We start from the raw sequence: 24164 nt of genomic DNA on the forward strand, positions 1-24164 counted from the left end.
CAATCGCACATGCAGATCATGCCGTCTCGAAAGGGAGTAATATCGTGAAGCAGACTTGGCGATGGTTCGGGCCGCGAGATCAGGTTTCGATCGATGATATGCTGCAGGCTGGCGTGCAGGGTGTTGTCAGCGCACTGCATCACGTTCCGACGGGGGCCGTGTGGTCCGCAGCCGAGATTGCGAAGCGTAAGGCCGAAATCGGCCGCATGACGGATGGCAGCCCCTCCGGCCTCGCCTGGGATGTCGTCGAAAGCCTGCCTGTTTCGGAGGATATCAAGAAGCAGAAGGGCGAGTGGCGCGAGCATATCGCAAACTACAAGCTTAGCCTTGGCCATCTTCGCGACGCCGGTATCGAGACGATTTGCTACAATTTCATGCCGGTGCTGGATTGGACGAGAACGCATCTGCGATGGCGCCTTCCCAATGGAGCAACCTGCATGCGGTTCGATCTGGTCGATTTTGCCGCCTTCGATCTGTTTATCCTCGCTCGTGCTGCCGCTGCAGAGGAACTGCCCGACTGGCTCGTGGAGCAGGCGCGCAAGCGGCATGCGGGCATGAGCCAGGAGGAACGGCAGCAGCTGGCAAACAATATTGTCTGCGGCCTGCCTGGTGCTGCCGAAAATTTCACGCTGGCGGATGTGCGCGCCCATCTGGAGGATTATGACGATGTCCCGGCGGACCGGCTGCGGGCTCATCAGATAGATTTTCTTTCCGAAGTGGTTCCCATGGCGGAAAAGCTCGGTATGCGGCTGTGCTGCCATCCGGATGATCCGCCGTTCGCGCTTCTCGGACTGCCACGCATCATGTCGACGGAGGCGGATTATGCGGCGCTGATGAAAGCCGTCGACAGCCCGGCAAACGGCATCACGCTCTGCACGGGATCGCTGGGCGCCCGGCCGGACAATGACCTGCCCGGCATGATGGAACGGCTCGGCGATCGCGTCCATTTCCTGCATCTGCGCAACGTCAAGCGCGAATCCAGCAACGTCTACGGCTCCTTCTACGAGGCCGAGCATCTCGGAGGAGGCACCGACATGGTGGCGATGATTGCCGCCATCCTGCGCGAGGAGCGCCGTCGTGCCGCCATCGGGCGCGCTGACTGCCAAATTCCGATGCGGCCGGATCACGGGCAGGATATCCTCGATGACCTCAAGCGGGAAGGCCAGCCCGGCTATCCCGCCATCGGGCGGCTCAAGGGCCTTGCCGAACTGCGCGGCATCGAGACGGCACTGTCTCACCCCTCGGCAGGGCTGCAGGCATGACCGATCGGAAGCGCCTGTCTTCGCTCGCCGACATAGCCGGCCCGGCATCAAGGCCCGGCTATGAGCCCGGCCGTCACGGCCGCGGCATCGTGCATTTGGGAGTGGGCGCATTCCATCGTGCGCATCAGGCCGATTATACGGACGCAGCCCTTGCCGCTCGCGGCGGCGATTGGCGTATCGTGGGCGTGAGCCTTCGCGGCCATGACGTTGCCGACGCCCTCAATCCGCAAAACGGCCTCTACACGCTGATCGAACGCGATGCTGCCGGAGCACGCGCAAGGGTCATCGGCAGTATCGAGCGCGTCATCGCTGGGAGCCGCGAGCCTGCTGCCGTGATGCAGGCGCTTGTGGATCCGGCGACGCGCATCGTGTCGATGACCGTGACGGAGAAGGCCTACGGCATCGATCGCGTCAGGATGATGGCCGATCTCAACCATTCCGCCGTCGCGGCGGATCTGGCAAAACCCGCGCAGCCGACCGGTGTGCTCGGCGTTCTGACCGAAGCGCTGAAGCGTCGGCGTGCTTCCGGCATTTCGCCATTTGTCGTGCTGTGCTGCGATAATCTGCCTGACAATGGAGCTTTCGTTCGGGCAGGGGTTATCGATTTTGCCCGCAGATCCGACCCGGCGCTTGCCGACTGGATTACAACCGATGTCGCCTTTCCGTCGAGCATGGTCGATCGCATTACACCCGCAGCAACCCAGCAGACGCTCGACGACGCCCGGCAAATGACCGGTTGTGTGGACCACGCCGCGATCGAAACCGAGCCTTTTCGGCAATGGGTGATCGAGGATCGCTTTCCGAGCGGACGTCCGGCCTGGGAGACGGGCGGCGCATTGTTTGTCGATGACGTGCGTCCCTATGAGGCGATGAAGCTGCGCATGCTCAACGGATCGCATTCGATGCTGGCCTATGCGGGATTTCTGACCGGCCGACGCTATGTCCGCGATACGGTCGGCCCGGCCGGCTTTCGACCGTTGATCATGCGGCATCTGAGCGCTGCCGCTTCCACGCTTCGGCCGCTGCCGGGCATAGAGCTCGACGCCTATGCTGCGGATATTCTTGCCCGCTTCGCCAATCCGGCCATTGCCCACGAAACCCGTCAGATTGCGATGGATGGCACCGAAAAATTGCCGCAGCGCCTCCTGACACCGGCGGCCGAGCTCCTGGCTGACGGCGCGAATATTGGTCCTTTTGCCTTCGCCGTCGCAGCCTGGATGCGCTATTGCCTCGGGCGTCAGGACGACGGCACGGCTTATGCGCTCAACGTCCCGCGCGAGGCCGATATCGCCAAGGCCATTTCGGGCGTCCGCTCGCCGTCGGATCTAGCCAGGGCATTGCATGCCCTTCCGGGGTTATTTCCCGAACGCCTTCGCTCCGACCCCAAATGGCTGGATGCCGTGTCGTCCAGGCTTGGCAGAATGATGATGGATGGGATGCAGGCGGCAGTCGCTTCCGAGCTGGCGCATTAGCATACGGCCGATGCCGTCTCTGATGACGCGCAAGTCTTCAAAATATCCCCTGTGGACGAATCACATGCTTCCCTTGTCGAAGGGCCGATCGGCTCTAGTTTGCGAATCTCTAATGATTTTCTGGGGTTAGTGATTGTGAGTTATGACTGGAGCGGCGTCAGGACACGGCGCATCAAGGCGATCAAAATGGCGGTTTCGGCAGTAATCGCCATGGTAATCCTGGGGGCGCCGGCAATGCTTTGGCTGAACGGTTCGTTCTGAACGATCCGGAACTTTAAGAGTTCAAACAATATTCAACGAGGCGAAAGCCGAATTCCCTGCCTTCGCCCTTATTCTCTTCAAGGTGCGGCTGCGCCACCCTCTTCCAGATCGGCATAGACCAGATAACGCAGCGGGCCGGATGTTACGGCGTCGAAGGGAAAGCATGTCGCGAGCACGAGATGAACACCATGCGCGTCGGGGTCGATCCCGGCCTCATCCCAGCGTGCGACGGCCATATGCGCCACGCGGAAGGTGAAAATCCGGCCATCGCGGCGCGTGATCGTGATCTGGTCATTTTCCTTGATATTTCGCAGGAAGGTGAAGTGCGTGTCGCGATGCGCCGCGTAAACCGCCGTTCCGTTCTCGCCGGCTTCCGGCGTATTGTCGAGATGACCGGGACCGAAGGCCAGCGCCTGGCCGCTTGCGCCATTGAGGGCGATGGCGGAAACGCCAAGACGCGGAACCTCTATGCGCGCCGCGGGCCAGGTGTCGGCCCAGCTCCAGGGCTTGACCGGCAAGCCGGACGTCACGCTCTCGGCAAAGGCGCGCTCCAGCAGAACCTGAGCCAGGGCTGCCTTCGCGTAGATCCATCCGCCCTGGGCAGCGAGGAAGAGGCCTATGGCTATGAAAATGCCGGCGGCCAGGGACAGAAGGGAGCGCGCTGGCGCGCTCCCGATCGATTGGATCCGAGCGGCGGCGATCATGCCTTGCTCCTTCGCGATATGAAGATCAGTAGCGACGCTCCAAACAGCAGGGCAAGCAATCCCTGAAGGATGAGAAGCATTGCGGGTGTTGCCGTCTGCGGCAGGGGCGGGCTTGCCGAAGGCGGTGCCGAGATCTCCTGAACATCTGCATCGCCGTTGACACTTTGCGACTTGTCGCCCGTCTGGTGGTCCCTGGTGTCTGCCTTCGCTTCCCGCATCGCCTCGATGCCGAGGAGCTTGTCGTAATCCCAGCCGGCCGGCAGCTGCAGCGGGATATCGGCCGTAGTCAGAGGTGTGTTTGCCGGGCGCAGACGCTTGCTGTCGACCGCGACGAGGCTCGTGAGGCGTGTCACCAGATGATGCTCCAGCGCCAGCTGCAGGATGCGCTTGTCCGCTTCCGTCTGCGTGATCTTGCCAAGGGTGAGATTGACTTCGGCATCGTCGATCTGGCGGCGTGCCCAGATCTTGGAGATGCCTTTGGCGTTGCTTGCCTGATCGAGCGGCAAGGAGATCGTCCACGGGCGGTCACCGACCATGCCGCTGACGGTCAGGCTGCCCGCGGCTTTCCCCATGCGGGCGGCCAGGACCAGCGGTTCGCCATGATAGATGTCGGGCAGGAGGCTGGGCGACAGGTTGACATTCTTCTCCGAAAAGGCAGCCGCGACATTGGTGACTGCCGGGTTTTCCAGCTTGTCGAAGAGGATGCGCATACGCTCATCCACCTCGGCGACCGAACCGATGTGGGTGAAGCTGCCACGGCCGAGTTCGGCGGCGCGGCTCATCAGGTAGGTGTTCGGCGCGGAGCCGATGCCCACCATGAAGATGCGCGAGCGTCCACGCGATTGGGCGATCGCATCGAGAAGCTGCTGCTCGTTGTTGACCTCACCATCGGTCAGGAAGACGACCTGACGCAATCCCGGAGTCTGATGGCTGTCATCGAGCGCTGCCTGGAGCGGCGGCAGCATTTCAGTACCGCCTGAGGCGTCGAGGCCGGTGACGAAGCGGCGTGCGGAGGCGATATTATCCGCCGTCGCCATGACCGAATCCGGGAAGAATTTGGTCATCGTGTCATCGAAGCGAATGACGTTGAAGCGGTCATTCGTTTTGAGCCGGGACAGGGCATAGTCGAGGCTCGCCCTTGCCTGTTCGATCGACGTGCCACCCATGGAGCCGGAATTGTCGATGACGAAGACCACTTCTCGGCCGGCTTTTTGCGACGTTGCCACAGCCGGCGGCGTCACATAGGCAAGCACATAGTCATCCTTGCCAACATGTTCGCGGAAGAGACCGACGCTCGGCACACTGCTTGCGACAGCACTCCATTCGAGTACGAAGTCACGATCGGCCGTCGCATCGCCATCCAGAACGATCCGGCGCGCACCGTCGCTTACCCTATCGATCTCGACTGTGTGATAGAGGCTTTTGACGTCGTCGAGCGGAAAGCCGGCATTGAGATTGACCTTCAGCGTGACAGGATTGGCACGATCGCTCTCCGGCGCCAACAGCGGCGCGGAAACGGGCTTGCTGACGCCATTGCGCGACGAACTCTGCTTGGTCTGTCCCCAGCCGGCCTTCAGGTCTGCCCGCTGCGCGATGGCTTCGGCATTTTGCGGTGTATAGCGAGGAGCAACGACCAGCGGAACCCGCAAGGAGAAGCGGCCATCGGCCAGGTGTACGGCCTGCTGATATTCGATCTGGACGACGATCTTTTCATGCGGACCTATGTTGGCAACCGCATTGGTGAAGACATTCGGCCGTTGCTGCTCGACCAGGGACGCCTTCTTTCCTTCTCTGCGCGCCTTCTCATAGATGGCGCGTGCGGCCTGCTTCTCTTTGATATCGGCGACAATGACCCGGTTGCCGACGATCATCTTCAAGGAATAGACGGCGCTGTCCTCCGGAAGAGGAAATACGTAGAGGGCTTCGACCCATTTGTCGGTCGAATTTTCGAAAGCCTGGGTCAGGACCGCACGTGCCGTCGGTCCGTTGACGTCGATGTCGACATCGGTCGCAAGGCGCGGCGCCTCGATGTATTTGCCATCCTGTGCCGTCTGGAGAAGAAGGCTGCCCGCGCCCATGTCGTTTGGGGTGACGAAGGCCGCCGGCTGCGCCTGCGACTCCAAGGGATGAAGCAGGGCGAGAATGACGGCGAGCACCGGCAGCAGGATGGCATTGCTGAACCATAGGAACAGGCCGGCTCCTGTAAGGACGGCGTGCTGATTTCGATTGCGTGAAAGGCTTGGCGAGGCTGACATGACAGGCTCCTTGTTCGCTGTGGAATGACTGAAGCCATTGTGAACAAAGGCTATTTTCCCGCCAGCGTAAGCTTTGCCCTGTTTCGTCCGCATCTTGCCGCAAACGGTCTTGCCGGTGGCGGTCATGTGTGGAATTGTGAAGAAAATTACGCAATCAGGAAACGAGTGAATGGTCCAGGGCGACCCCTATCTATCCGAACATCAGAACAGCGCCGTGGCGGCGCGGGTTCGCGAAGAGATCGCCCGCCGGCGCATTTCCCGTCAGCGTCTTGCCAACGATGCGCGCATCAGTCTTTCGACCTTGGAGAAGGCTCTTTCCGGCCACCGGCCCTTCACGCTTGCGACCCTTATCCGCCTTGAGCAGGCGATGGGTGTCGTCCTGCGCGATGCGAGCGGAGCACAATCGACTGTCATCAACGACAAGCCGGGCCATGCCCCTGAGGAACTCGGTGCCTATTCCCGCGCTTCGGTCTCATGGCTCGAAGGCACCTACCTGACGCTGCGTCCGTCCTTCGGCGATCCGAATGCGATTTTCGCCTATTGCACCGAGATCGCCTGGGACGGAGAGCGCACCTGTTTGAGCTTCCGGGAACGCGAGCGCAGTGACGCCTCGTTTTCGCAGCATGGCTCGGTCTCCGTTCCGCATCTGTCGGGGCATATCTATCTGGTGACGAATTCGTCCGGGCAGTACCGCATGGCCATATTGTCGCGGCCCAGCATCACGGGCGAGATGTTTGGCCTTCTGACGACCTTGCGCGCCGGGCAGGGCTCGCATCTCACGCCCGTCTCGACGCCGCTGGCCCTGCTGCCGATCTCGGCCTTCGCGCAGCCCTCGCTGGGGCGCGTTTCGGCGGGAGACCAAAATCACGAGGCCTATACCGCGATCATGCGCAGGATTACCGGCGAGAGCTACGCCGGTTTCGTGGGCTGAGAATGGCGGCAGCCATTATCGGGCATCGTGAAAGATGATGCCGACAGTGTGACGCATGCCAGAGCGAACCCGGCTGACCCCATGCCGGAGATTGACTCGGTAGTTCCCCTTTGTTCCTCGCGCCGGGCGGTTATGAACCGCGAAGGCGACGGCATCGCCTTGGCGAAGGGGCACGACCTCCACACGGCTTTGCATGCGCGGCCGCTGCTCCGTCAGAACAAACTCGCCCCCGGTAAAGTCTCGGCCCGGCTCGGAAAGCAGGATCGCGACCTGGATCGGAAAGGCAAGCTCGCCGTAGAGGTCCTGGTGCAGGCAATTGAAGTCTCCGGGCACATATTGCAGCAATAGCGGCGTCGGGCGTGCCTGGCCGGCCGCATGGCATTGCTTCAGGAAGGACGCGTGCTCATCCGGATAGCGCTCGTCCGCGCCCATGCGCTCGTTCCATTCGTTCGCGATCCCGGCCAGATGAGGATAAAGCGCAGTGCGTAATCCGCTAAGAAGTTCGGGCAACGGATAATTGAAATAGCGGTATTCGCCTTTTCCGAAACCGTGACGCGCCATGATGACATGGCTGCGGAAGTGGCGTTCCTCGGGGTAAAGGCGGGAGATTGCATCGCATTCGCCGGGTGCGAGAAGCTTCGGAAGGATGGCGCAGCCGAAACCGTCGAGTTCTCCAGCAAGGGTCTTCCAATCATAAGCGTCGACCCGCGCTTGGACAGAGCGTTCCATCGGAGATGGAGCAAAAGTGGATAGCAAGGTGTTCATGTCATGTCCTCGGTTTGGGTGGGCTACCGCGAGCGTTGGAAGCGCCCGGTCGCCGCGAGAACCTGAAGCCTAGCGTCCGAACTGGAACCGTGGCCACCCGATTTCCGATGAGCCGTTTATGCGAAGGGAACTCAATCTCCGCCGTTACCGATCCGCCGGCCTGTCGCTCCGTCGATAAGGTGAAGCTTGCCAAGGTCGGGCTTCGGGGAAATGACGTCGAAGCCCACGACGAAGAGGTTGGCCGGCCGGTCGAGGGGATCGGCTACCGCTCCAATGCACCTTTTCCGGCGAGAATATGATCGCGGAACTTTACTATGCGCGCGACCCGCGTTTCGGACTTCTTCACGGAGCCGAGGTTGATTACATAGCTTTTCTTTCGCCCTGGTGTCAGATCGTGAAAAGCCTCCGCCAGCTCGGGATCGGAATCCAGCGCCTCGATCAGCTCGTCTGGCAATTCGATTTCGGCCACCTCTTTCGCAGGCCTGATGCCCGCTTCCGCATATCCCATTGCCTCCTTCAGATAGGCGCGGATGATGGGTTCCAGTTTTGCCACGGCGGCATTGTTCACGAAGCGGATCATATCGGGATGCCGGGTATTCTGCCCTTGTTTTTCGAGCACGCCCTCGGGGTCCTTCATCAGTGCCGCGTTGAAGAAAGTGAGGCGAAAATCGCCGCGAAATGCGCCGATGATGACGATATTGCGGCCCTGATGCATGTAGCATGGATGCGCCCATTTCACCGTCTCGATGAGCCCCGCTTCCAGACAGATTCGACGCAGGTCGTTCAGACCACCAATCCATTGTCTGGTCGAACAGTCCGGCGTCGCAAAGCGTTCGCAGCGTCCGCATCCCTTGCTGAAGAAATCCTCGATATCGGTAATCATTTCCTCATCCACTTCCAAATTTTGCTGCTCGACGCGTCGAAACAGGATAATGGGCCTGACGAAAGCAAGCGGCAGGACGGTGCAAGCATGATTACTTCCCCGGCTTGCCGACGATGGCCTCAACTTACGCTCGTCAGCACCTGTTCAAGCCTTCCAAGAAACCGCCGCCATCCAGCTTTGGCGCCTCCGGAGGCCTGTTTCTGATCCGGCCGGAAGCCACGCTGCTCCACGCGCAGATGGGTTCCGTTCTCCGTCGGTGCCAGCGTGAAGGTCACGACACTCTTCAGATCGAAAGCCGGGTCATCATGTGTGAAATTCCATGTGTAGGACAGTCTGCTGTTCGGCTCGATGACGAGCACCTCACAATCCAAGACACCGCCCCAGTCGCTGCGAAGAGTAAACCTGTGGCCCAAGGCGGGAACGAAGTCGTTCTTCATCAGCCATTCCGCCATCAGATGCGGCTGAGTTAGGGCGCGCCAGACCCGTTCGGGCGGATGAGCGATGTCTCGCTCGACGACGACGGCGCGCACCTCGGGCGATGCTTCTTTCATTGATCCATCCTGCCGAGCAGATCTTCGAGATCGTCGAGCTTGTCCTCCCAAAAGCCAGCCATTTGGCTTGCCCAATCAACCAGCGGCTTAAGAGCGTTTCGCCGTACGCTATAATGGGTCTGGCGTCCTTCATGCCGGTCACCCACCAGCCCCGCCTGTTTCAGGACGGCAAGATGCTTCGAAACACCTGGTTGGGATACCCCGGCATAAGCGGTGAGCGCAGCAACGGTCTGATCGCCATTGTGGCACAATCGCTCGAAAATCGCCCGCCGCGTCGGATCGGCGAGAGCCCTGAAAATTGGATCGTGACCGTTGGCCATGGCAATTCATAACTCTCCAGCTATTGGTTGGATGAATAGCTGAAGAGTTATGAATAAGTCAAGTATGCATATGGCCTTTCATCAGAAGCTTCAGAACACGCACCATCGTGGCATTTTCCATTGATCGTCTTTTTCAGGCGGTCACGAGTTGCGATGAGCTTCGATCGGGAGAGGTTGGCTCATTCAAGCCGACGGCCGGTCGCTCCATCGAAAAGATGCAACCTTCCAAGATCGGGCATTAACGAGAGACGCTCTCCAACCCGCGTACTTACCCGCTCGCGTAACGCCGTCACGAGATCGTCCGATCCCATGCGGGAGACGATCAGCGTCTCTGCTCCCGTGGGCTCAACCACGACGACGTCGGTATCGATGCCGGCTTCGCTGATCGAGATGTTCTCCGGCCGAATACCATAGATGATCTCGGCTCCTCGCGTGACATCGAGCCCTTGCGGCAACGGCAGGCGTCCGCCGCCATCAGCGACGAATTCCAGCGGGCCGGCGCTGCTGATCTTGCCGCGAATGAGATTCATCCCCGGAGAACCGATGAAGCCGGCAACGAAGAGGTTGGCGGGTCGGTCGTATAGCTCCAGAGGCGAACCGATCTGCTCGACATAACCGTCGCGCATGACGACGATGCGGTCCGCCATCGTCATGGCTTCGATCTGATCATGGGTGACGTAGATCGTGGTCGTGCGTAAACGTTGGTGCAACTGCTTGATTTCCGAGCGCATCTGCACGCGCAGCTTGGCGTCCAGATTGGACAACGGTTCGTCAAAGAGAAATACCTGTGGCTGACGCACGATCGCGCGGCCCATGGCAACGCGTTGGCGCTGGCCGCCGGACAGATTGCGCGGATGGCGGTCGAGCAGGTTTTCCAGGCCGAGGATCTGCGCCGCATCGCGTACGCGCTGCCGGATCTCTTCCTTCGGCGCCTTGGCCAGCCGGAGCGAAAAACCCATATTCGCCTCGACGGTCATATGCGGATAGAGAGCGTAGGATTGGAACACCATGGCGATGTCACGTCTTTTGGGTTCGACATCGTTGACCACCTTGCCGCCGATGGCGACATTGCCGCCGCTGATCTCCTCAAGTCCGGCGATCATGCGAAGCAGGGTCGATTTTCCGCAGCCCGAAGGCCCGACGAGAATGACGAACTCGCCGTCTTCGATATCGATATCCACACCATGCAGAACTTCGAAGTGACCGTAGCTCTTGCGGACATTCGCCACGCTGACCGATGCCATATTGATCTCCAATTAGAAAAACGTGTTGTTTGATCGCCCGCGCCCTGCCGACCTATGCGATCGTTGCGGCGGAATAGGGTGCGAGGGCGGCATCGATCGACGCAATGCAGAGATCCCGCGCGCGAGGTGGAACCTTCTTTTCAACCACCGCCGGATAGATCCGGGGGAGGTATTGGCTGATCAGCGTTTCGGGAATATCACCGTCGAAGCGCGCAAGCAGCGTCTCGACCGCTGCTGCTGCCCGCTCGTCCGGCCAATAGTAACGGATGCGGTCGCTATAGCTGAAGTGGCGCTGCAAGCGCTGTTCCTCGACCAAGCCGCCATAATGGGAATTCCAGTGACCCGGACTTTCGAGCATGACGGTCTCCATGGTGGCATAAAGCGCGCCGGGTAAGGTCTCACCGGCGAGAATAGACGCGATGGCATCGAGGCCGTAGAGCGCTTCGCGCAAGGCGAAAGTCAGACCCGGGCCAACCTTGAGGACCGCAAATCCGTCGTTCACGAGGGCGGCAAGCGCCTCCGCAGGCTGGTAGTCCGTGGAGTGAGCCTCGAAAAGTAGGCCAGGCATCTGCTCCAGCGCGCCGGTCAGAAATGACGCCCGATCCGGCCTGTAGATGGCGACATTGGCATTGCCGAACTCGACGCCGGGCTGGACGACAATCGCGATCACTCGCTCCAGGGCTTTCTCGACGCCTGCCTTGGCGAAAGCTTCGCGATGCACTGCCAACGTGTTTATCGCCGCCTCGGGTCGCGTCACCTCAAGCTCGTCGAGGGCATGGGTGGCACCACCCGGCGGCGGGACCTCGGTGCCAATAATGTAGATTGGCGAGCGGCGGCCGGAGCGACGAGCGGTCTCTTCCGCCACGCGCGCCAACCTTGCTGCGCGCTCCGCCGTCAGCTCGTCGGCCAAGGCCACCGGCTCGCCCGCGCAGCCCATCGATGTATCGAGATGGATCTTTTCGAAACCCGCCTCGATGTAGGCCATTATCATCGCCTCGGCCTTCACCATTGCCTGTTCCGCGGGCAGCTTCTTCCATGGGTTCGGCCCGAGATGGTCGCCGCCGAGGATGAGGCGATCGATCGGAAAGCCGACCGTGGAGGCGGTGTCTTCCACGAAACGCCGGAAGTCGCGCGGCGTCATGCCGGTATAGCCGCCCTCCTGATTGATCTGGTTGCAGGTCGCTTCGATGAGCGCGGCCGCATCCTCGGAAGTTGCGCGCCTCAGTGCCGCCTCGATGACAAGCGGATGTGCGGAGCAAACGGAGGCGATGCCGCGCGGCAATGTCTTGACGCGATCGCCGAGAAGTTTTTTCAGCGCCACACGGCGATTATGTTCGAGGGACGCGTTCATCCGAGCATCACGACCTTGGTCAAGTGGCGGGGCGATACCGTATCGACACCCTTCGACTGCGCTGCCCGTTCGCCGAGGATCTGCAGAGCCGGCAGCACGCAGAGGCCTGTAAGTGCCGGATCGCAATCGACAGTCAACTCCAGATCGCCTGGGCCGCCAAAACCGATGACGGTGGCGCCCTTTTGCCGCAGCTCCTCGACCAGCAACGTTTCCGCGGTCTTCTGGTCGGCGCTGTAGAGCATGACAACAGCGGTCTTTTCATCGACGAGGCTGATCGGTCCATGGCGGTATTCCAGGGGATGGAAGCCCTGAGTGATGATCTGGCTCATCTCCATCAGCTTCAAGGCGCCTTCCAGAGCGATGCCGTAGAGCGATCCGCTACCGAGGAAAACGAAATGCGACCGCCCCTCGATTATACCGGGGAAGGCCTTATCGAGCCGATCAGCCAGGACGCGCGCCGATTGGACGATGGACAGCGGAATCTCCATGCCGACCATCTGCATCCCCAGAAGCAGCATCAGGCTCGCCGAGACCGTCATGACGATGCCTTCGTCGCCATGGGTCGCCGCTTCGATCAGCCGGTCGCAGTTCTTGGCAAGCGAGCTTTCGGGCTCGACCGTGATGGCAGTGACGAAAACGCCGGCTTTGCGGCTTGCCTTGGCGGCAGCAACGGTTTCCGTCGTTTCGCCGCTGCGCGAAAGGGCCACCAGATGGACTTTCTGCCAGCGCGGCCAGAAGGCGGCCGGCCGGTTCAGCCATTCCGCACCCGGTACGGCGATCGCCGGATAGCCGGCAAGATTGGCGTGAGCCGCAAGCGACAAAGAGAGATTGTAGGATGTGCCGCAGCCCAGAAACACCGTCAGTTCGGCATCTTGCGGGGCGGAGATCGGTCCAATCGCCTTTTCCCAATAAGGGAATTGCTCGAAGATCACCTTTTCCGTCGTATTCATATCAGCTCCGATTACTTGACCGATCCGGCCAGCAGACCGCTGACGAGGTATCGATTGAGAAAGATGACGACCAGGGCGGGGATGATGATGGCAATCGATCCGCTTGCCGTGATCAGCCCATAGTCGATGAAGTTCTTGGTGACGAATTCCGGGATCAGCACCGTCAGGGGCTTCGTCGCCTGCGGCGAGAAGATGAGCGGGACGAGATACTGCCCCCATGCGCCAAGAAAGGTCAGGATGGCTGCTGCCGTCAGGCCGGGACCGGCAAGCGGCAGGACGATGTTGAAGAAGATGTAGAGCCTGCCGGCGCCATCGAGCTGTGCCGCCTCTTCAAGCGTGATCGGCAATGCCTCGAAGACGCTGCGCAACAGCCAAAGGGATAGAGGCAGGTAGGCAGACACATAGATCAGCGCCACGCCCACATACGTATCGACCAGATGCAGGCTGATCATGATCCGATAAAGCGGAATGAGCACGGCGTAACCGGGGATTGCGAGCGTCGCGACGACGGCGGCAAACAGAAAGCCCCGGCCTGGAAACTGGATCCGCGTGAAGGCGTAGGCACCGAGTGCCGATATCGCTACGCAAAGAAGCGTTGCAGCCACCGAGGTGACGATGCTGTTGATCAGTGCGGCGCGAAACTGCGACCAGACCTGAACACCGCCAATTCGAGCGATATCGATACCGAACAAGCGCGAGAAATGATCCAGCGTGAAATGCTGCGGGAAAAAATGGATGGGTCTAGCCGAAAAGTCCTCGGTCGGGGTGACGGAGCTTGCGAGCGTCCAGTATATCGGCCCGAGCGACCAGATCAGAAGAACCGCGACACCGGCCCAGATCAGCAAACGATAGGAAAGGCTCTGTTTCATCAGTCAAACCGGGTGTTGCGATAGACGCGCAGGACATAGACGAGCGAGACCAGCAGCGAGACCAACGTGATCACGAGAGACAAGGCCATGCCGTAGGAGAAGCGCAGGTTCTGGAAGGTCTCGAGATAGATCTGGACGAGAACCGGTCGCGTCTCGAGGCTGGAACCGGCCAATACCCAGGCCTCATCGAAGAGGTTGAATGCATTGACGGTCGCGTTGGTCATGGCAACGGCAATCGCGCTGCGCACCAATGGAAGCGTAACAAGGGCGAACATCTGTGTGCGCGTTGCGCCATCGATGCGCGCGGCCTCATAGAGATGAGCGGGAATGCTCTGCATGGCGGCCAGCACAATGACGACGGTCAGGGGCATCATGCGCCAGACGTGGACCACCGTGACTGCAATGATGGCGCTGGTGCGATCGTTGAACCAGACGTGGTTTTCGAATGGCAACCCGATGGCCGAGAGAATGCCATTCAGTAATCCCGCACCGGGTTGGTAGATCCAGAGCCAGATCACCGCATTGACGACACCGGGCAGCGCCCAAGGCAGGACGACAGCTGCGAGCAGCCATTGCCGGCCGACCTTGACCTGATTGATAAGAGCGGCGGCAAGCACGCCAAACACCGTCTCGGCCACGACTGCAAGCACAACGTAGAGAAACGTATTGATCCAGGTCGTGCCCAATTGCCCGTCGGAGAGCATGCGCGTGTAGTTTTCCAACCCGACAAAGGGCGTTCCCGCCTGCATCGGATTGACCCTGTGCAGGCTGTCCCAAACCGTTCTTCCGATCGGGTAGAAGACAAGGGCCGCCATCGTGATCAGGATCGGTGAAACAAGCAGGATACCCAGCATGGTGTCGGCCTTGACGCCGGCACCACGCCTGCTCCCGCCACCGGCAGAGATTGCGATTGTCATTGCGCCGATGCCTGCTTTGCCGCTTCGGCGATGTTCTGCATGGCCTGATCGACGGTGACCTGGCCTTTTGCGGCGCTATTGATGGCCGTATTTACCGCACTCGAGAATTCCGGATACCAGGGGGGCGTACCCTGTTGGAACAGCGGCTCGACGGTCTTCGATTGCGCAACGAGTGTATCGCCGCTCAACAACTGGCCGGCGGCGTTGAGCTCGGACAATGCCGAAGTGCGGGTCGGCAATGCACCATTGACCGCGTTCTTCTTCTGGAACTCCTTGCTGGTGAACCATTTGACGAAGGCGATGGCGGCTTCCCTGTTCTGCGAAACGCGTGGGATGGCGAGCGCTTCGGGAAGGCCGAAGCTGCGGGTCTCGCCGCTTGCCGTCGGCACCAGGATCGCCTCGATCTGACCGGCCACTTTCGACTGCTTGGGATCGTTCATCTGGCCGATCCTGCCCGGCTCACCCGAGATCATGATGCTGGTGACGCCCTGGGCAAACATGCTCTCATTGATCTGGCTGTCCTTGAGGCCGGTGGAGGCGGGATCGACGAGACCTTCCTTCAACAGCATCAGCTCGAAGGCCAGCGCCTTGTAGCCGGCGGAATCCTTCGAAACGAAAAGCGGCTTGAAATCCTTGTCGAACAGTTCGCCGCCGAAGGCCTTGGTTAGCAGGTACCAGCTCGTCGACGCACCTTCGGTCGCCGAAAGCGGCAGGCCGATCGGATAGGTCGCGACCTTCTTTTCCTTGATCTGCTTGGCAGCGGTGACAAGCTCGTCGAGTGTCTTCGGCATTGTCGTGATGCCCGCATCGGCGAAATGCTTCTTGTTGATCAGCATGACGCGGAAGTCGTTGGTATAGGGCACGCCGAGCAGATTGCCGTTGACCGTGAAGATCTTGGAGACACCGATATCCTTCACCGTGTCGGTGTCGATCACGTCGTTGAGCGGCAGATACCAGTCTGCGGCGCTGAACTGGCCGGTCCACGACCAATCGAATTCGGTGACATCGGCCGGCGCTGTTCCCGCGATCAGCGATGTGACGAGCTTGGGGCGGATATCGTCCCAAGATAAGGTTTGCATGTTGACGTGGATGCCGGTTTCGGCTTCGAAGTCGCCGGCGATATTCGGCGCTTGCGGCGAAGGCATCAGCACCGTGATCGATTGGCCGGCAAGCGGCTTCGCATCCTGAGCGAGAGCCGGAACGGCGGCAACGAGCGCCGCCAAGGCGACGAATGGCAAAGTTAATTTACGCATGTTCCCTTCTTTCCTTGTTATTGAGGTCTGCTTCACCTGAATGCACCGCTGCGGTCTTTGCCGTTGCGGCGATTTGCGTGATCCAGCCGTCATTCACCGGCCAATCGAGAAGACGGGCGGCCGCCAGAAGAGCGCCGCCGATGGGAGGAAGTTTGGGGCTCACAGCCGGACGGCCGATGCGCCGCTCCAGTGCGGCAAGCAGGGCGCGGCTTGCAAATGTTCCGCCGGCATAGGTCCAGTCTGCCGCCGGATCGCAATGCGGCGCTATGGCTTCGGCATGCTTTGCAAGCTCGGACGCCGCCTCGCCGATCAGCTGCTTTGCCGCTCGGTCGCCGGCACGTGCGACGCGATCGACGAGAACCGAAAGGGCAGCGATATCAGCACGAGGGTTTTTGAGTTCACTTACCCAGCCTCCCAGAGCGTTGACCGGGTCGATACTGTCGAGGTTCAGGAATTCGAACATGGCCTTGGCCAGCGCGGTCGGGCCTGCACGGCCGTCGAGACTCTGGCTGACGAGACTGAGTGCTGTCCGCCCGATCCAATAGCTGCTGCCTTCGTCGCCGATGACATCGCCCCAGCCGCCGACGCGTGCAGAAACCCCAGCGCTGTTGCGCGCCCAGGCCATCGAACCTGTGCCGGATAGGATCAGAATACCTGGCTCTCCGGCAAAGGCGCCAAGATGTGCTGCGTCGACATCGTTGAGAATATGCCGCTTCGCCTTGGGAAAGCTGGCCTCGATCGCCTCGCGCTGCTGCTCCGACAGGCGGGCCACTTCGCCATAGGCCGGCAATGCGGCGGCGACAACCGCCGGCTGGTCCCGCTCCAGGAAGGGGCACAGCGCAAGATCCAGTTCGCGCCGCCAGTTCGGATTGTCCATTGGATTGACGCCGCCGCTGTGCGACATCTGGAGTATGTTGCCGGCTCGATCAGCGAGCGCGACCAGCACCTTGCTGCCGCCGCCATCGATGCCGAGGATCAGCTCGTCGCTCATTCCGGCGCTCCGAGGTCCGCAATCGTCATCTCGACGCCGAGATTGACGAGTTCGCTGCGCCAATGCGCGGAAAGGCCCGCATCGGTTATCACCTTGGCGGCATTCAGGGGAGCGACCTTATAGGTTGCCATCGTGCCGAACTTCGAGGAATCGGCGAGCACGAAACGATGCGCTGAACGGCTGAGCATGCATTTGTTGAGGCTCGCTTCGGCGCTGTCGACACTATAGATCGCGCCATCCGGGCTGATGGCGCTTGCACCGAGGAAAAGCTGATCGAACCAGATGCTCTCGAGCATCGCTTCGGCCTGCGGTCCGACGAGCGAAGCGTTTTCGCTGCGAAGCTGGCCGCCGAGCAAGACGACTTCCAGATTGGGGATATTGAGGAATTCTTGCGCCACCGTCAGGCCATTGGTGAAGATGCGAAGCGGCATCGGGTTCAGGCGGATGAGCCGTGCCAGTTGCAGAACCGTCGTGCCAGCATCGAGAAAAATGGCCGTGCGCGGCGTTAGCAGATTGTAGGCAGCCGTTGCGATCGCGCGCTTGGCCGACAGATGGCGCTTGGCCCGCTCCTGAAAGGCAAGCTCCACCGACGACCCCTCGGCGATCCGGGCGCCGCCATGCACGCGGTCGATCGCGCCTTCTCGTTCGAGAACCTGCAGGTCCCTGCGCACCGTTGCCAGGGAGGCGCCGATGGCATCCGCGAGCGCCTGAATGGTCGAAAATCCATTCGCATACAGATGGCTGCGAATAGCGTCGAGGCGATCGACTTTCACTCCCCCGGCTTGGCTCAACGAAAACTCCTGTCTCACGAAGGCTTCTATTTCGCTCAAGTTTCCATTCAATAAGATCAATGTCAATCATGATTCTGATCTTTTTTGATCTAATTTCTGATCGGCGGAAACCACAAAATGTGAGCGCGCGGCATCCTCTTGCGAAGAAGCCGCGCGCTCACATGATGTCTGGGACGCCCAAATGGGCTAATGATAAGCAGGCAAGAGATTGCCGTGCTGCTCGATCATGTCGTCAACAAGCGTCCATATTTGATCAGGCGACAGCTCCGCCGAGGTATGCGGATCAAGCAGAGCCGCCTGATAGATGCGATCCCGTTTCTTCGTCAGCGCCGCCTCGACCGTCAGTCCTTGCACGGAAATACTCAAGTTCATTACGGCGGCGAGTTGGGACGGTATGCGTCCGATGCGGATCGGCTGAATGCCGTTGCGATCGACATGGCAGGGAACTTCGACGATGCATTCGTTCGCCAGATTCTGGATCAAGCCGTCGTTCGGAACATTTCCATAGATCAGCGCGGGCTGGCCGGTGACCGCAGCATGAATGATGCCGGCCGCATATTCGTTGCTCCGGCAAACATCTATCGGCTTGCCGCCTTCAAGATCGCGGCGCAACTCGTGCCACTCGGCAATCTGCACCTCGCAACGGCGGATATATTCATCCAGGGGAATGTTGAGCCGCTCGATCAGATCGCTACGGCCTTCCTTGATGTACCAGGATGTATATTCCGAAAAATGCTCGCTCGATTCCGTCACGAAATGGCCGAGCCGCTTGAGAACATCAAAACGGACCCGATCATCCGAAGGGACGCGTCCTTCCTCGGCCAGGGTGCGCAGGCGCGGATAGAGGTCCTCGCGGCTGCCATCGGCACGCAGCTTTTCATATTTGAGAAAGAAGGCGATATGGTTGATGCCGGCCGAGAGATAATTGATGTCGGCGACATCCTCGCCAAGGCAATCGGCAAGATGGGCGGCTGTGTGCTGTACGCTGTGGCAGAGACCAACGGTCCGGATGCTCGGAGCAATCTCCTTGATCGCCCAGCAATTGATCGCCATCGGGTTGACGTATTGCATGAGCAAGGCATTCGGGCACACTTCTTCCATGTCGCGGCAGATCGCTTCGAGAACGGGAATGGTGCGAAGCCCTCGGAAGATGCCGCCAATCCCAAGCGTATCGGCAATGGTCTGTCGAAGCCCGTACCGTTTCGGGATTTCGAAATCGGTCACCGTGGCCGGCTTATAGCCGCCGACCTGCATCATCAGAATGACAAAATCCGAACCTCGCAGCGCCTGCCTGCGGTCGAGCGTCGCCTCGACGTGCACCTTGCCGAGGTGAAGCGCCTCGCAGATGCGCCGTGCAACGATTTCGGATGTTTTCAAACGTTCCGGATCGATGTCGAAGAGGCTTATGACATAATCGCCACCGCTTTGGCTGGAGAGGACGTCGCCCAGGATGTTCTGGGCAAAGACGGTGCTGCCAGCACCGATCAGGCAGATCTTTGGCATGGAAAAGCCTCCACAAGAGATATCTGTGAAGCTGAATGCATCTTTCAAAATCGGATTTCTTCCCGATAATAGGGAGATTATTCCCGGATTCGCGGCGCGGTGCCGAGTAGTCATGCCAAAACTTCACATATCCGCCGAGGAGGGTGCTCTTCTCGCATCCCAGGGCGATTTCATGATCGAGCGTCACATCGCCGGCGCCATGAACGCAGCGCATTGGCACGATCATGTCGAGCTGAACTATCTGCTCGATGGTCAGATGACCTACATCTTCAATGGGAGGCAGGAACAGGTCGAGGCGGGGCGGCTGGTACTCTTTTGGGCGGCCATTCCCCATAGAACGGTCGCGGTTACGCCGAATGCGCCGCTCGTCTGCATCTATCTTCCGCTCGTTGATTTCCTCGGTCTGCCGATCGATCGCGGCGTTCGCCAGTCGATCATGCAAGGACGTTTTTTCGCGGATGCGCGCGCTTATGCAGCCGACGCGGTCCTTTTGCCTCAGTGGGTGCAAGACTGGCAATTTGGCGATGCGGCCAAGCGCCAGCTGATTGTGGATGAGGTCAAACTCAGAATACGGCGCTTCGTTCTCGATGCTCCCATCGACGATCATTCTGTCGCCCGCCAATCCTCGGCATTGGGCGGCGGCGCCGCCATAGGTCGAGCCGAGACGCTGACCGACCTCATTCACGCCCGTTATTCCGAGCCGGTCAGCCTGCCGATACTGGCTGGGCTTGCCGGCATGCATCCGAGCACCGCCAACAAGATCTTCCGCAGCATCCTTGGCATTCCCGTCAACGAATATCTCACGCGCTATCGTCTGGCGCGGGCGATGCAGCAGCTTGCGGAAACGAAGGTGCCCATTCTCCAGATCGCCTATGACTGCGGTTTCGGTTCCAGCAGCCGGTTCTACGATATCTTCAAGCGTCGAACGGGAACGACGCCAAGGCTGTTCCGTTCATCCCTCGCGCGCGACGGGAAGGCGGACTGATGTTCGATTCCCCAACAGATAACGGCCCGCCGCCGCTTGTCGAGGCTACATTGCGATACAATCGGGCTGCTTCCTGAAATCTGGCAGATACAATTCGGCGCGATCCTCCCGTCAAATCATCGGTCGGGCAGGAGTCCAAAATGAAACTCGCATTCCTTGGCGCATTTGTCGTCTCAAGCCTTGCTGTCGGCGTTGCAGCTTCGCAGTCCGCCGACCCCGCGACGCCCTCCGAAAACGCCTCGCCGATTTATGGCGTAAACATCCCGGAAGGTTATAGAGACTGGAAATTCATTGCGCCGGCGCAGGAGGCCCCACCGCTCGACGAGCTTCGCGCGGTGCTCGGCAACGATATTGCCGTCGACGCCTATAAGAAGGGTACCCTGCCTTTTCCCGATGGTTCGATCCTTGTCAAGCTGGCCTACAAGCGCAAGCAATCGACGGAGTTTGCGCCGGCAACGGTGCCGGGAGCGCCGACAACGGTGCAGGTCATGGTGAAGGATTCGAAGAAATATCCCGATAGCCACGGTTGGGGCTTCGGGCGGTTCATCGATGGCAAGCCGGTGGATATTGCGCAGCACGAGACCTGTCTCAGCTGCCATGTCGGCAATGTGAAGGATCACGACTACGTCTTCACGCGCTATGCACCATAAGGTGCGGCGATATTGCGCAATTGGAAATCGCCGGCCCGATTTCTTTAAATCAGGCCGGCCGGCTATCCACGGTCTCCTCCTCCCGCCGGGATAGCCGCTCCTATCGCTCCTGGCGCTCAGCCATGAGGCCATTCCGCTATTGCGGAAGGAGGTCCTGACAAGCCCAGGCAAGTCGATGATCTTGCGGACTTTGACGTTCCCGCCGCTGCGTCTTGTATCCCACACCGAACCCAATATTCGCCATCAGAGGCTACGTATGGCGCGGCGCGCTTGCCCATGCGGCTGCGGCTTTCCGGCGGACATCCTCTCGCCGACCAATCCGGCTGGAGGCATGTTGTGTGCATTTCCTCTTTGCCGACAAAGCCTGAAAACGCGGCTTCTGTAATCCATCGTAGCCTTCCTCGGTCTTGATACGGACGGATACAATTCGATACGGTTGAAGACACAACGCAGATACACGCGGAAAGCAGAACTTCACGGCATTCAACAACCTCCCAAATATATGGAGTTTCTGATGTCGTCTTCATCCTTCTCATTGAATCGACGCGCCTTCGTCACCGCGGCTGCTGTCGCCGGTGCAGCGGCGCTGCTCAAGCCTGCGATGTCCTTTGCCGGCTCGGAGGCCTTGCCCGATGGCGTCAAGCCCTTCAAGGTTCATATCCCCCACAGCGCGATTGCCGAGTTGAAGCAGAGACTTGCGACGGCACGCTGGCCGCTTAAGGAAAATGTCGCCGATGATTCCCAGGGTGTGCAGCTCGAGCGCTTGCGCGATCTCGTTGGATATTGGGCCGACGGCTACGATTGGCGAAAGGTGGAGCAGAAGCTCAATTCCCTTCCGATGTTCATCACGGAAATCGACGGGCTGGATATCCACTTCATTCACGTGCGCTCCCCGCATGAAAACGCAATGCCGATGATCATGACCCATGGCTGGCCGGGCTCGATCCTGGAAATGCTCAAGGTGATCGATCCTTTGACGAACCCGACGGCCCATGGTGGCAAGGCCGAAGACGCGTTTCATCTCGTTGTACCGTCGATTCCCGGCTTCGGCTTCTCGGGCAAGCCGACGACGACGGGCTGGGGCTCGGATCATATCGGCCGGGCATGGGGTACGTTGATGCATCGCCTTGGCTATGAGCGGTTCGTCTCGCAGGGCGGCGATTGCGGCTCGGTCATCTCGCAGCGCATGGCGCTTCAGAAGGTGCCGGGATTGCTCGGCATCCATCTCAACATGCCCGGCATCGTCCCGAAGGAGATTGCCCACATCCTTGCAGCCGGCGATCCCGCTCCGGCTGATCTGACGGACAAGGAGCGCGCCTGTTTCAACAAGCTGGCGGCGTTCTATCGCGACAGCTCGGGCTACGCCAATATGATGGTCACCCGTCCGCAGACCATCGGCTATTCGCTCGTCGACTCGCCGGTCGGCCTGGCCGCTTGGATCTACGACAAGTTCGTCACCTGGACTTACAGTAACAAGCAGCCGGAAAAGGTCTTGAGCCGCGATGAAATGCTGGATGACATCTCTCTCTACTGGTTCACGGAAACCGGAACGTCCGCGGCCCAGATCTATTGGGAAGATCATTCCAACAACTTCAATGCCATTCAGATTCCGACGCTGCCGGTTGCCGTCAGTGTCTTTCCCGGTGAAATCTACCAGGCCCCGAAGAGCTGGACCGAACGTTGCTATGGCAACCTGATCTACTTCAACGAGGCCGACAATGGCGGGCATTTCGCCGCCTGGGAACAACCGGCGATTTTCACCGATGAAGTCAGGGCGGCATTCCGGTCGCTGCGTTAAGGGGGTTCGGCCTCCTGTCTGGTGAAAACCTCGCAGGCGAGCGATGCCCCTAGCTCGCCTGCGGGCGAGGGGAAGCGGTATGGCGTATCCCCTCGACAGACAGCCGGCTTCGCAGGTCGAACTTGTGAAGCCGATGCCTGATTTGACCCGCGAGTTTCAAGAGGTCGCAAAAGCGCTGCGGCGCGCCGAGAGCGAACCGACACCCATCAGGGCGGCAAGGATGACGGGGATGCACACGAGATAGGCCGTGCGAATGCCCGCCTGTTCGGCGACGAATCCAAGCAACGGCGGAGCCAGGAAAAAGACGACGAACGACATTTGCCCGAGAGCGGCAACATTGACATGTGCCGGACGATCGGTGCGCTGTGCGGCGGCTGAAACCGCCAGCGGATAGACCGCGCTGCAGCCGGCGCCCATGAAGGCAAATCCCACGAGAGCCACATTGGGATGCGGGGCAAGCCAGACGGCGCAAAGCCCGGCGGTCGACAGAAGCAGCAGGAAGAGCGCAACGGCCCTGGAGCCGTAGCGATCGACAAACGGGTCGGCGAACAATCTCGCCAATGCCATGAAAAAGGTGAACAGCGTCAGGCCGAGCCCCCCGATGAACGGCTCGGCGTGAAAGACGCCGCGCATGTAGATCGCCGACCAGTCGATGCCGGCGCCCTCGACCAGGAATGCCGCGATCCCGATCACGCAAAGAGGCAGCAGGCCAAGCGTTGGCAGTGCGATATGGCCTTCGTCTGCATGGTCATGCGTCGCGCGTGCGGGGGCATTTCGCATACCGGCGATCGTGATGAAGCCGACGATGAGGACAAAGGCGAATGTCAGGGCAAGATGCAGCTGCATCGGCACGCCTGCTTGACGGACCGCGGAGGATACGAGAGCGGTGACGAAAAAGCCGAGGCTCCAGAAGCCATGCGCCCTGTTCATCACACCCCGGCCGAGCTGGGCCTCGATGCGATCGATTTCGACGTTAAGATTGATTTCGAGAGCGCCCGCCAGCAAGCCTTCGCAAAACAGCACGGCAAAGACCAGAGGCGCCGCACCCATCCATGGCACGAGCGCGAGCATCGCCGATGTCCCGAGCACGGTAACGAACGCGGTTTTGCGCGCGCCAAGGCGCGCTACGACCGGTGACGCCAATGTCAGCGATATCAATGCGCCGATGGCCGCACCGATCAACGTCAGGCCGAGCTCGGATTTGTCGATCTGCAAGGCGTCCTGCAGATCGGGAAGGCGCGACAGCAATGCGCCCATCGATACCGCAAAGAGGAAAAAGCAGACATAAATTCGCTGCTGCGGTTGAAGGCGCATTTCGGATGCTCCGGAGAATCTGAACACGGGTGAGATGGAACGGGTCTATCTCAAAGCAACCAGTGCTGGCAATACAAGCGCGTCTAAATGATCCTACCAATTGGCGGCTTTTCTTCCGACCATTTCCGCTGGGTGCGGCGCAGC

22 protein-coding genes are annotated in these 24164 nt (G+C 60.1%); 6 read left to right on the top strand and 16 right to left on the bottom strand.

Translation table 11 applies throughout. From position 1 onward, the window contains the following. The first annotated feature begins 44 nt into the window (after positions 1-44). Both uxuA and DQ393_RS32175 read left to right on the top strand, forming a co-directional pair. Positions 45-1262, top strand: a complete 1218-nt coding sequence (uxuA, locus tag DQ393_RS32170) for a mannonate dehydratase (protein WP_112345718.1) — start codon at positions 45-47, stop codon at positions 1260-1262. Next, positions 1259-2734 (top strand): mannitol dehydrogenase family protein, encoded by a 1476-nt coding sequence (locus DQ393_RS32175; protein WP_112345719.1) that lies wholly within the window; start codon positions 1259-1261, stop codon positions 2732-2734. Before uxuA ends, DQ393_RS32175 begins: the two co-directional genes overlap by 4 nt. Before the next feature lie 338 nt (positions 2735-3072). On the opposite strand, the gene DQ393_RS32180 is transcribed toward DQ393_RS32175, so the two are convergent. Both DQ393_RS32180 and DQ393_RS32185 read right to left on the bottom strand, forming a co-directional pair. Then, positions 3073-3699 (bottom strand): class GN sortase, encoded by a 627-nt coding sequence (locus tag DQ393_RS32180; RefSeq protein ID WP_112345720.1) that lies wholly within the window; start codon positions 3697-3699, stop codon positions 3073-3075. Further along, entirely contained in the window at positions 3696-5954 is a 2259-nt protein-coding gene (locus tag DQ393_RS32185) for a marine proteobacterial sortase target protein (RefSeq protein WP_112345919.1), read from the bottom strand. Before DQ393_RS32185 ends, DQ393_RS32180 begins: the two co-directional genes overlap by 4 nt. A gap of 169 nt (positions 5955-6123) precedes the next feature. Between DQ393_RS32185 and DQ393_RS32190 the strand changes: the two genes are divergently transcribed. Next, a complete protein-coding gene (locus DQ393_RS32190; protein WP_112345721.1) occupies positions 6124-6885 on the top strand; it encodes a helix-turn-helix domain-containing protein in 762 nt (253 codons plus the stop codon). Between the two features lie 15 nt (positions 6886-6900). Here the strand turns inward: DQ393_RS32190 and DQ393_RS32195 are convergent, their stop codons facing one another. From DQ393_RS32195 to DQ393_RS32255, 13 genes are all read right to left on the bottom strand, one after another. Then, on the bottom strand, positions 6901-7650 hold the full coding sequence (locus tag DQ393_RS32195; RefSeq protein ID WP_112345722.1) for a 2OG-Fe(II) oxygenase: 750 nt from the start codon (positions 7648-7650) through the stop codon (positions 6901-6903). A 262-nt stretch (positions 7651-7912) separates the two neighbouring features. Further along, positions 7913-8533 (bottom strand): YdeI/OmpD-associated family protein, encoded by a 621-nt coding sequence (locus DQ393_RS32200; protein ID WP_112345723.1) that lies wholly within the window; start codon positions 8531-8533, stop codon positions 7913-7915. A gap of 119 nt (positions 8534-8652) precedes the next feature. Next, a complete protein-coding gene (locus DQ393_RS32205) occupies positions 8653-9084 on the bottom strand; it encodes an SRPBCC family protein (RefSeq protein WP_112345724.1) in 432 nt (143 codons plus the stop codon). Continuing rightward, complete coding sequence (locus DQ393_RS32210; protein WP_112345725.1) at positions 9081-9404, bottom strand: ArsR/SmtB family transcription factor; 324 nt, start codon at positions 9402-9404, stop codon at positions 9081-9083. The genes DQ393_RS32205 and DQ393_RS32210 overlap by 4 nt, the downstream gene beginning before the upstream one ends. A gap of 179 nt (positions 9405-9583) precedes the next feature. After that, positions 9584-10648, bottom strand: coding sequence for an ABC transporter ATP-binding protein (locus DQ393_RS32215; protein WP_112345726.1), 1065 nt, complete (start codon positions 10646-10648; stop codon positions 9584-9586). Positions 10649-10700: 52 nt separating this feature from the next. Then, a complete protein-coding gene (locus DQ393_RS32220) occupies positions 10701-11999 on the bottom strand; it encodes a D-tagatose-bisphosphate aldolase, class II, non-catalytic subunit (RefSeq protein WP_112345727.1) in 1299 nt (432 codons plus the stop codon). Further along, positions 11996-12949, bottom strand: coding sequence for an SIS domain-containing protein (locus DQ393_RS32225; RefSeq protein WP_112345728.1), 954 nt, complete (start codon positions 12947-12949; stop codon positions 11996-11998). The genes DQ393_RS32220 and DQ393_RS32225 overlap by 4 nt, the downstream gene beginning before the upstream one ends. Positions 12950-12960: 11 nt before the next feature. Then, positions 12961-13818 carry a carbohydrate ABC transporter permease gene (locus DQ393_RS32230; RefSeq protein ID WP_112345729.1) on the bottom strand — a complete coding sequence of 286 codons (858 nt, stop codon included), beginning with the start codon at positions 13816-13818 and terminating at the stop codon, positions 12961-12963. Next, positions 13818-14735: a carbohydrate ABC transporter permease gene (locus DQ393_RS32235; RefSeq protein WP_112345730.1), complete on the bottom strand. Its 918-nt coding sequence runs from the start codon at positions 14733-14735 to the stop codon at positions 13818-13820. Before DQ393_RS32235 ends, DQ393_RS32230 begins: the two co-directional genes overlap by 1 nt. After that, positions 14732-15988 carry an ABC transporter substrate-binding protein gene (locus tag DQ393_RS32240; protein WP_112345731.1) on the bottom strand — a complete coding sequence of 419 codons (1257 nt, stop codon included), beginning with the start codon at positions 15986-15988 and terminating at the stop codon, positions 14732-14734. Before DQ393_RS32240 ends, DQ393_RS32235 begins: the two co-directional genes overlap by 4 nt. Beyond that, positions 15981-16979: an N-acetylglucosamine kinase gene (locus tag DQ393_RS32245; RefSeq protein WP_112345732.1), complete on the bottom strand. Its 999-nt coding sequence runs from the start codon at positions 16977-16979 to the stop codon at positions 15981-15983. The genes DQ393_RS32240 and DQ393_RS32245 overlap by 8 nt, the downstream gene beginning before the upstream one ends. After that, positions 16976-17770 carry a DeoR/GlpR family DNA-binding transcription regulator gene (locus DQ393_RS32250; protein WP_112345733.1) on the bottom strand — a complete coding sequence of 265 codons (795 nt, stop codon included), beginning with the start codon at positions 17768-17770 and terminating at the stop codon, positions 16976-16978. Before DQ393_RS32250 ends, DQ393_RS32245 begins: the two co-directional genes overlap by 4 nt. Before the next feature lie 186 nt (positions 17771-17956). Beyond that, positions 17957-19273, bottom strand: a complete 1317-nt coding sequence (locus tag DQ393_RS32255) for an alpha-glucosidase/alpha-galactosidase (RefSeq protein WP_112345734.1) — start codon at positions 19271-19273, stop codon at positions 17957-17959. 112 nt (positions 19274-19385) lie between these two features. On the opposite strand from DQ393_RS32255, the gene DQ393_RS32260 reads away from it, so the two are divergent. The 3 genes from DQ393_RS32260 to DQ393_RS32270 all read left to right on the top strand — a co-directional run bounded on the left by DQ393_RS32260 (position 19386) and on the right by DQ393_RS32270 (position 22706). After that, the gene (locus tag DQ393_RS32260; RefSeq protein ID WP_112345735.1) at positions 19386-20258 is read left to right on the top strand and encodes a helix-turn-helix domain-containing protein; all 873 of its coding nucleotides are present in this window, start codon (positions 19386-19388) and stop codon (positions 20256-20258) included. Positions 20259-20398: 140 nt separating this feature from the next. Then, a complete protein-coding gene (locus DQ393_RS32265) occupies positions 20399-20908 on the top strand; it encodes a cytochrome P460 family protein (protein WP_112345736.1) in 510 nt (169 codons plus the stop codon). Positions 20909-21422: 514 nt separating this feature from the next. After that, complete coding sequence (locus tag DQ393_RS32270; protein WP_112345737.1) at positions 21423-22706, top strand: epoxide hydrolase family protein; 1284 nt, start codon at positions 21423-21425, stop codon at positions 22704-22706. Between the two features lie 156 nt (positions 22707-22862). Here the strand turns inward: DQ393_RS32270 and DQ393_RS32275 are convergent, their stop codons facing one another. Further along, positions 22863-24020, bottom strand: a complete 1158-nt coding sequence (locus tag DQ393_RS32275) for an MFS transporter (RefSeq protein WP_112345738.1) — start codon at positions 24018-24020, stop codon at positions 22863-22865. Between the last annotated feature and the right edge of the window lie 144 nt (positions 24021-24164).

This window comes from Martinezella tropici, assembly GCF_003287875.1.
Taxonomy (GTDB): Bacteria; Pseudomonadota; Alphaproteobacteria; order Rhizobiales; family Rhizobiaceae; genus Rhizobium; species Rhizobium tropici_C.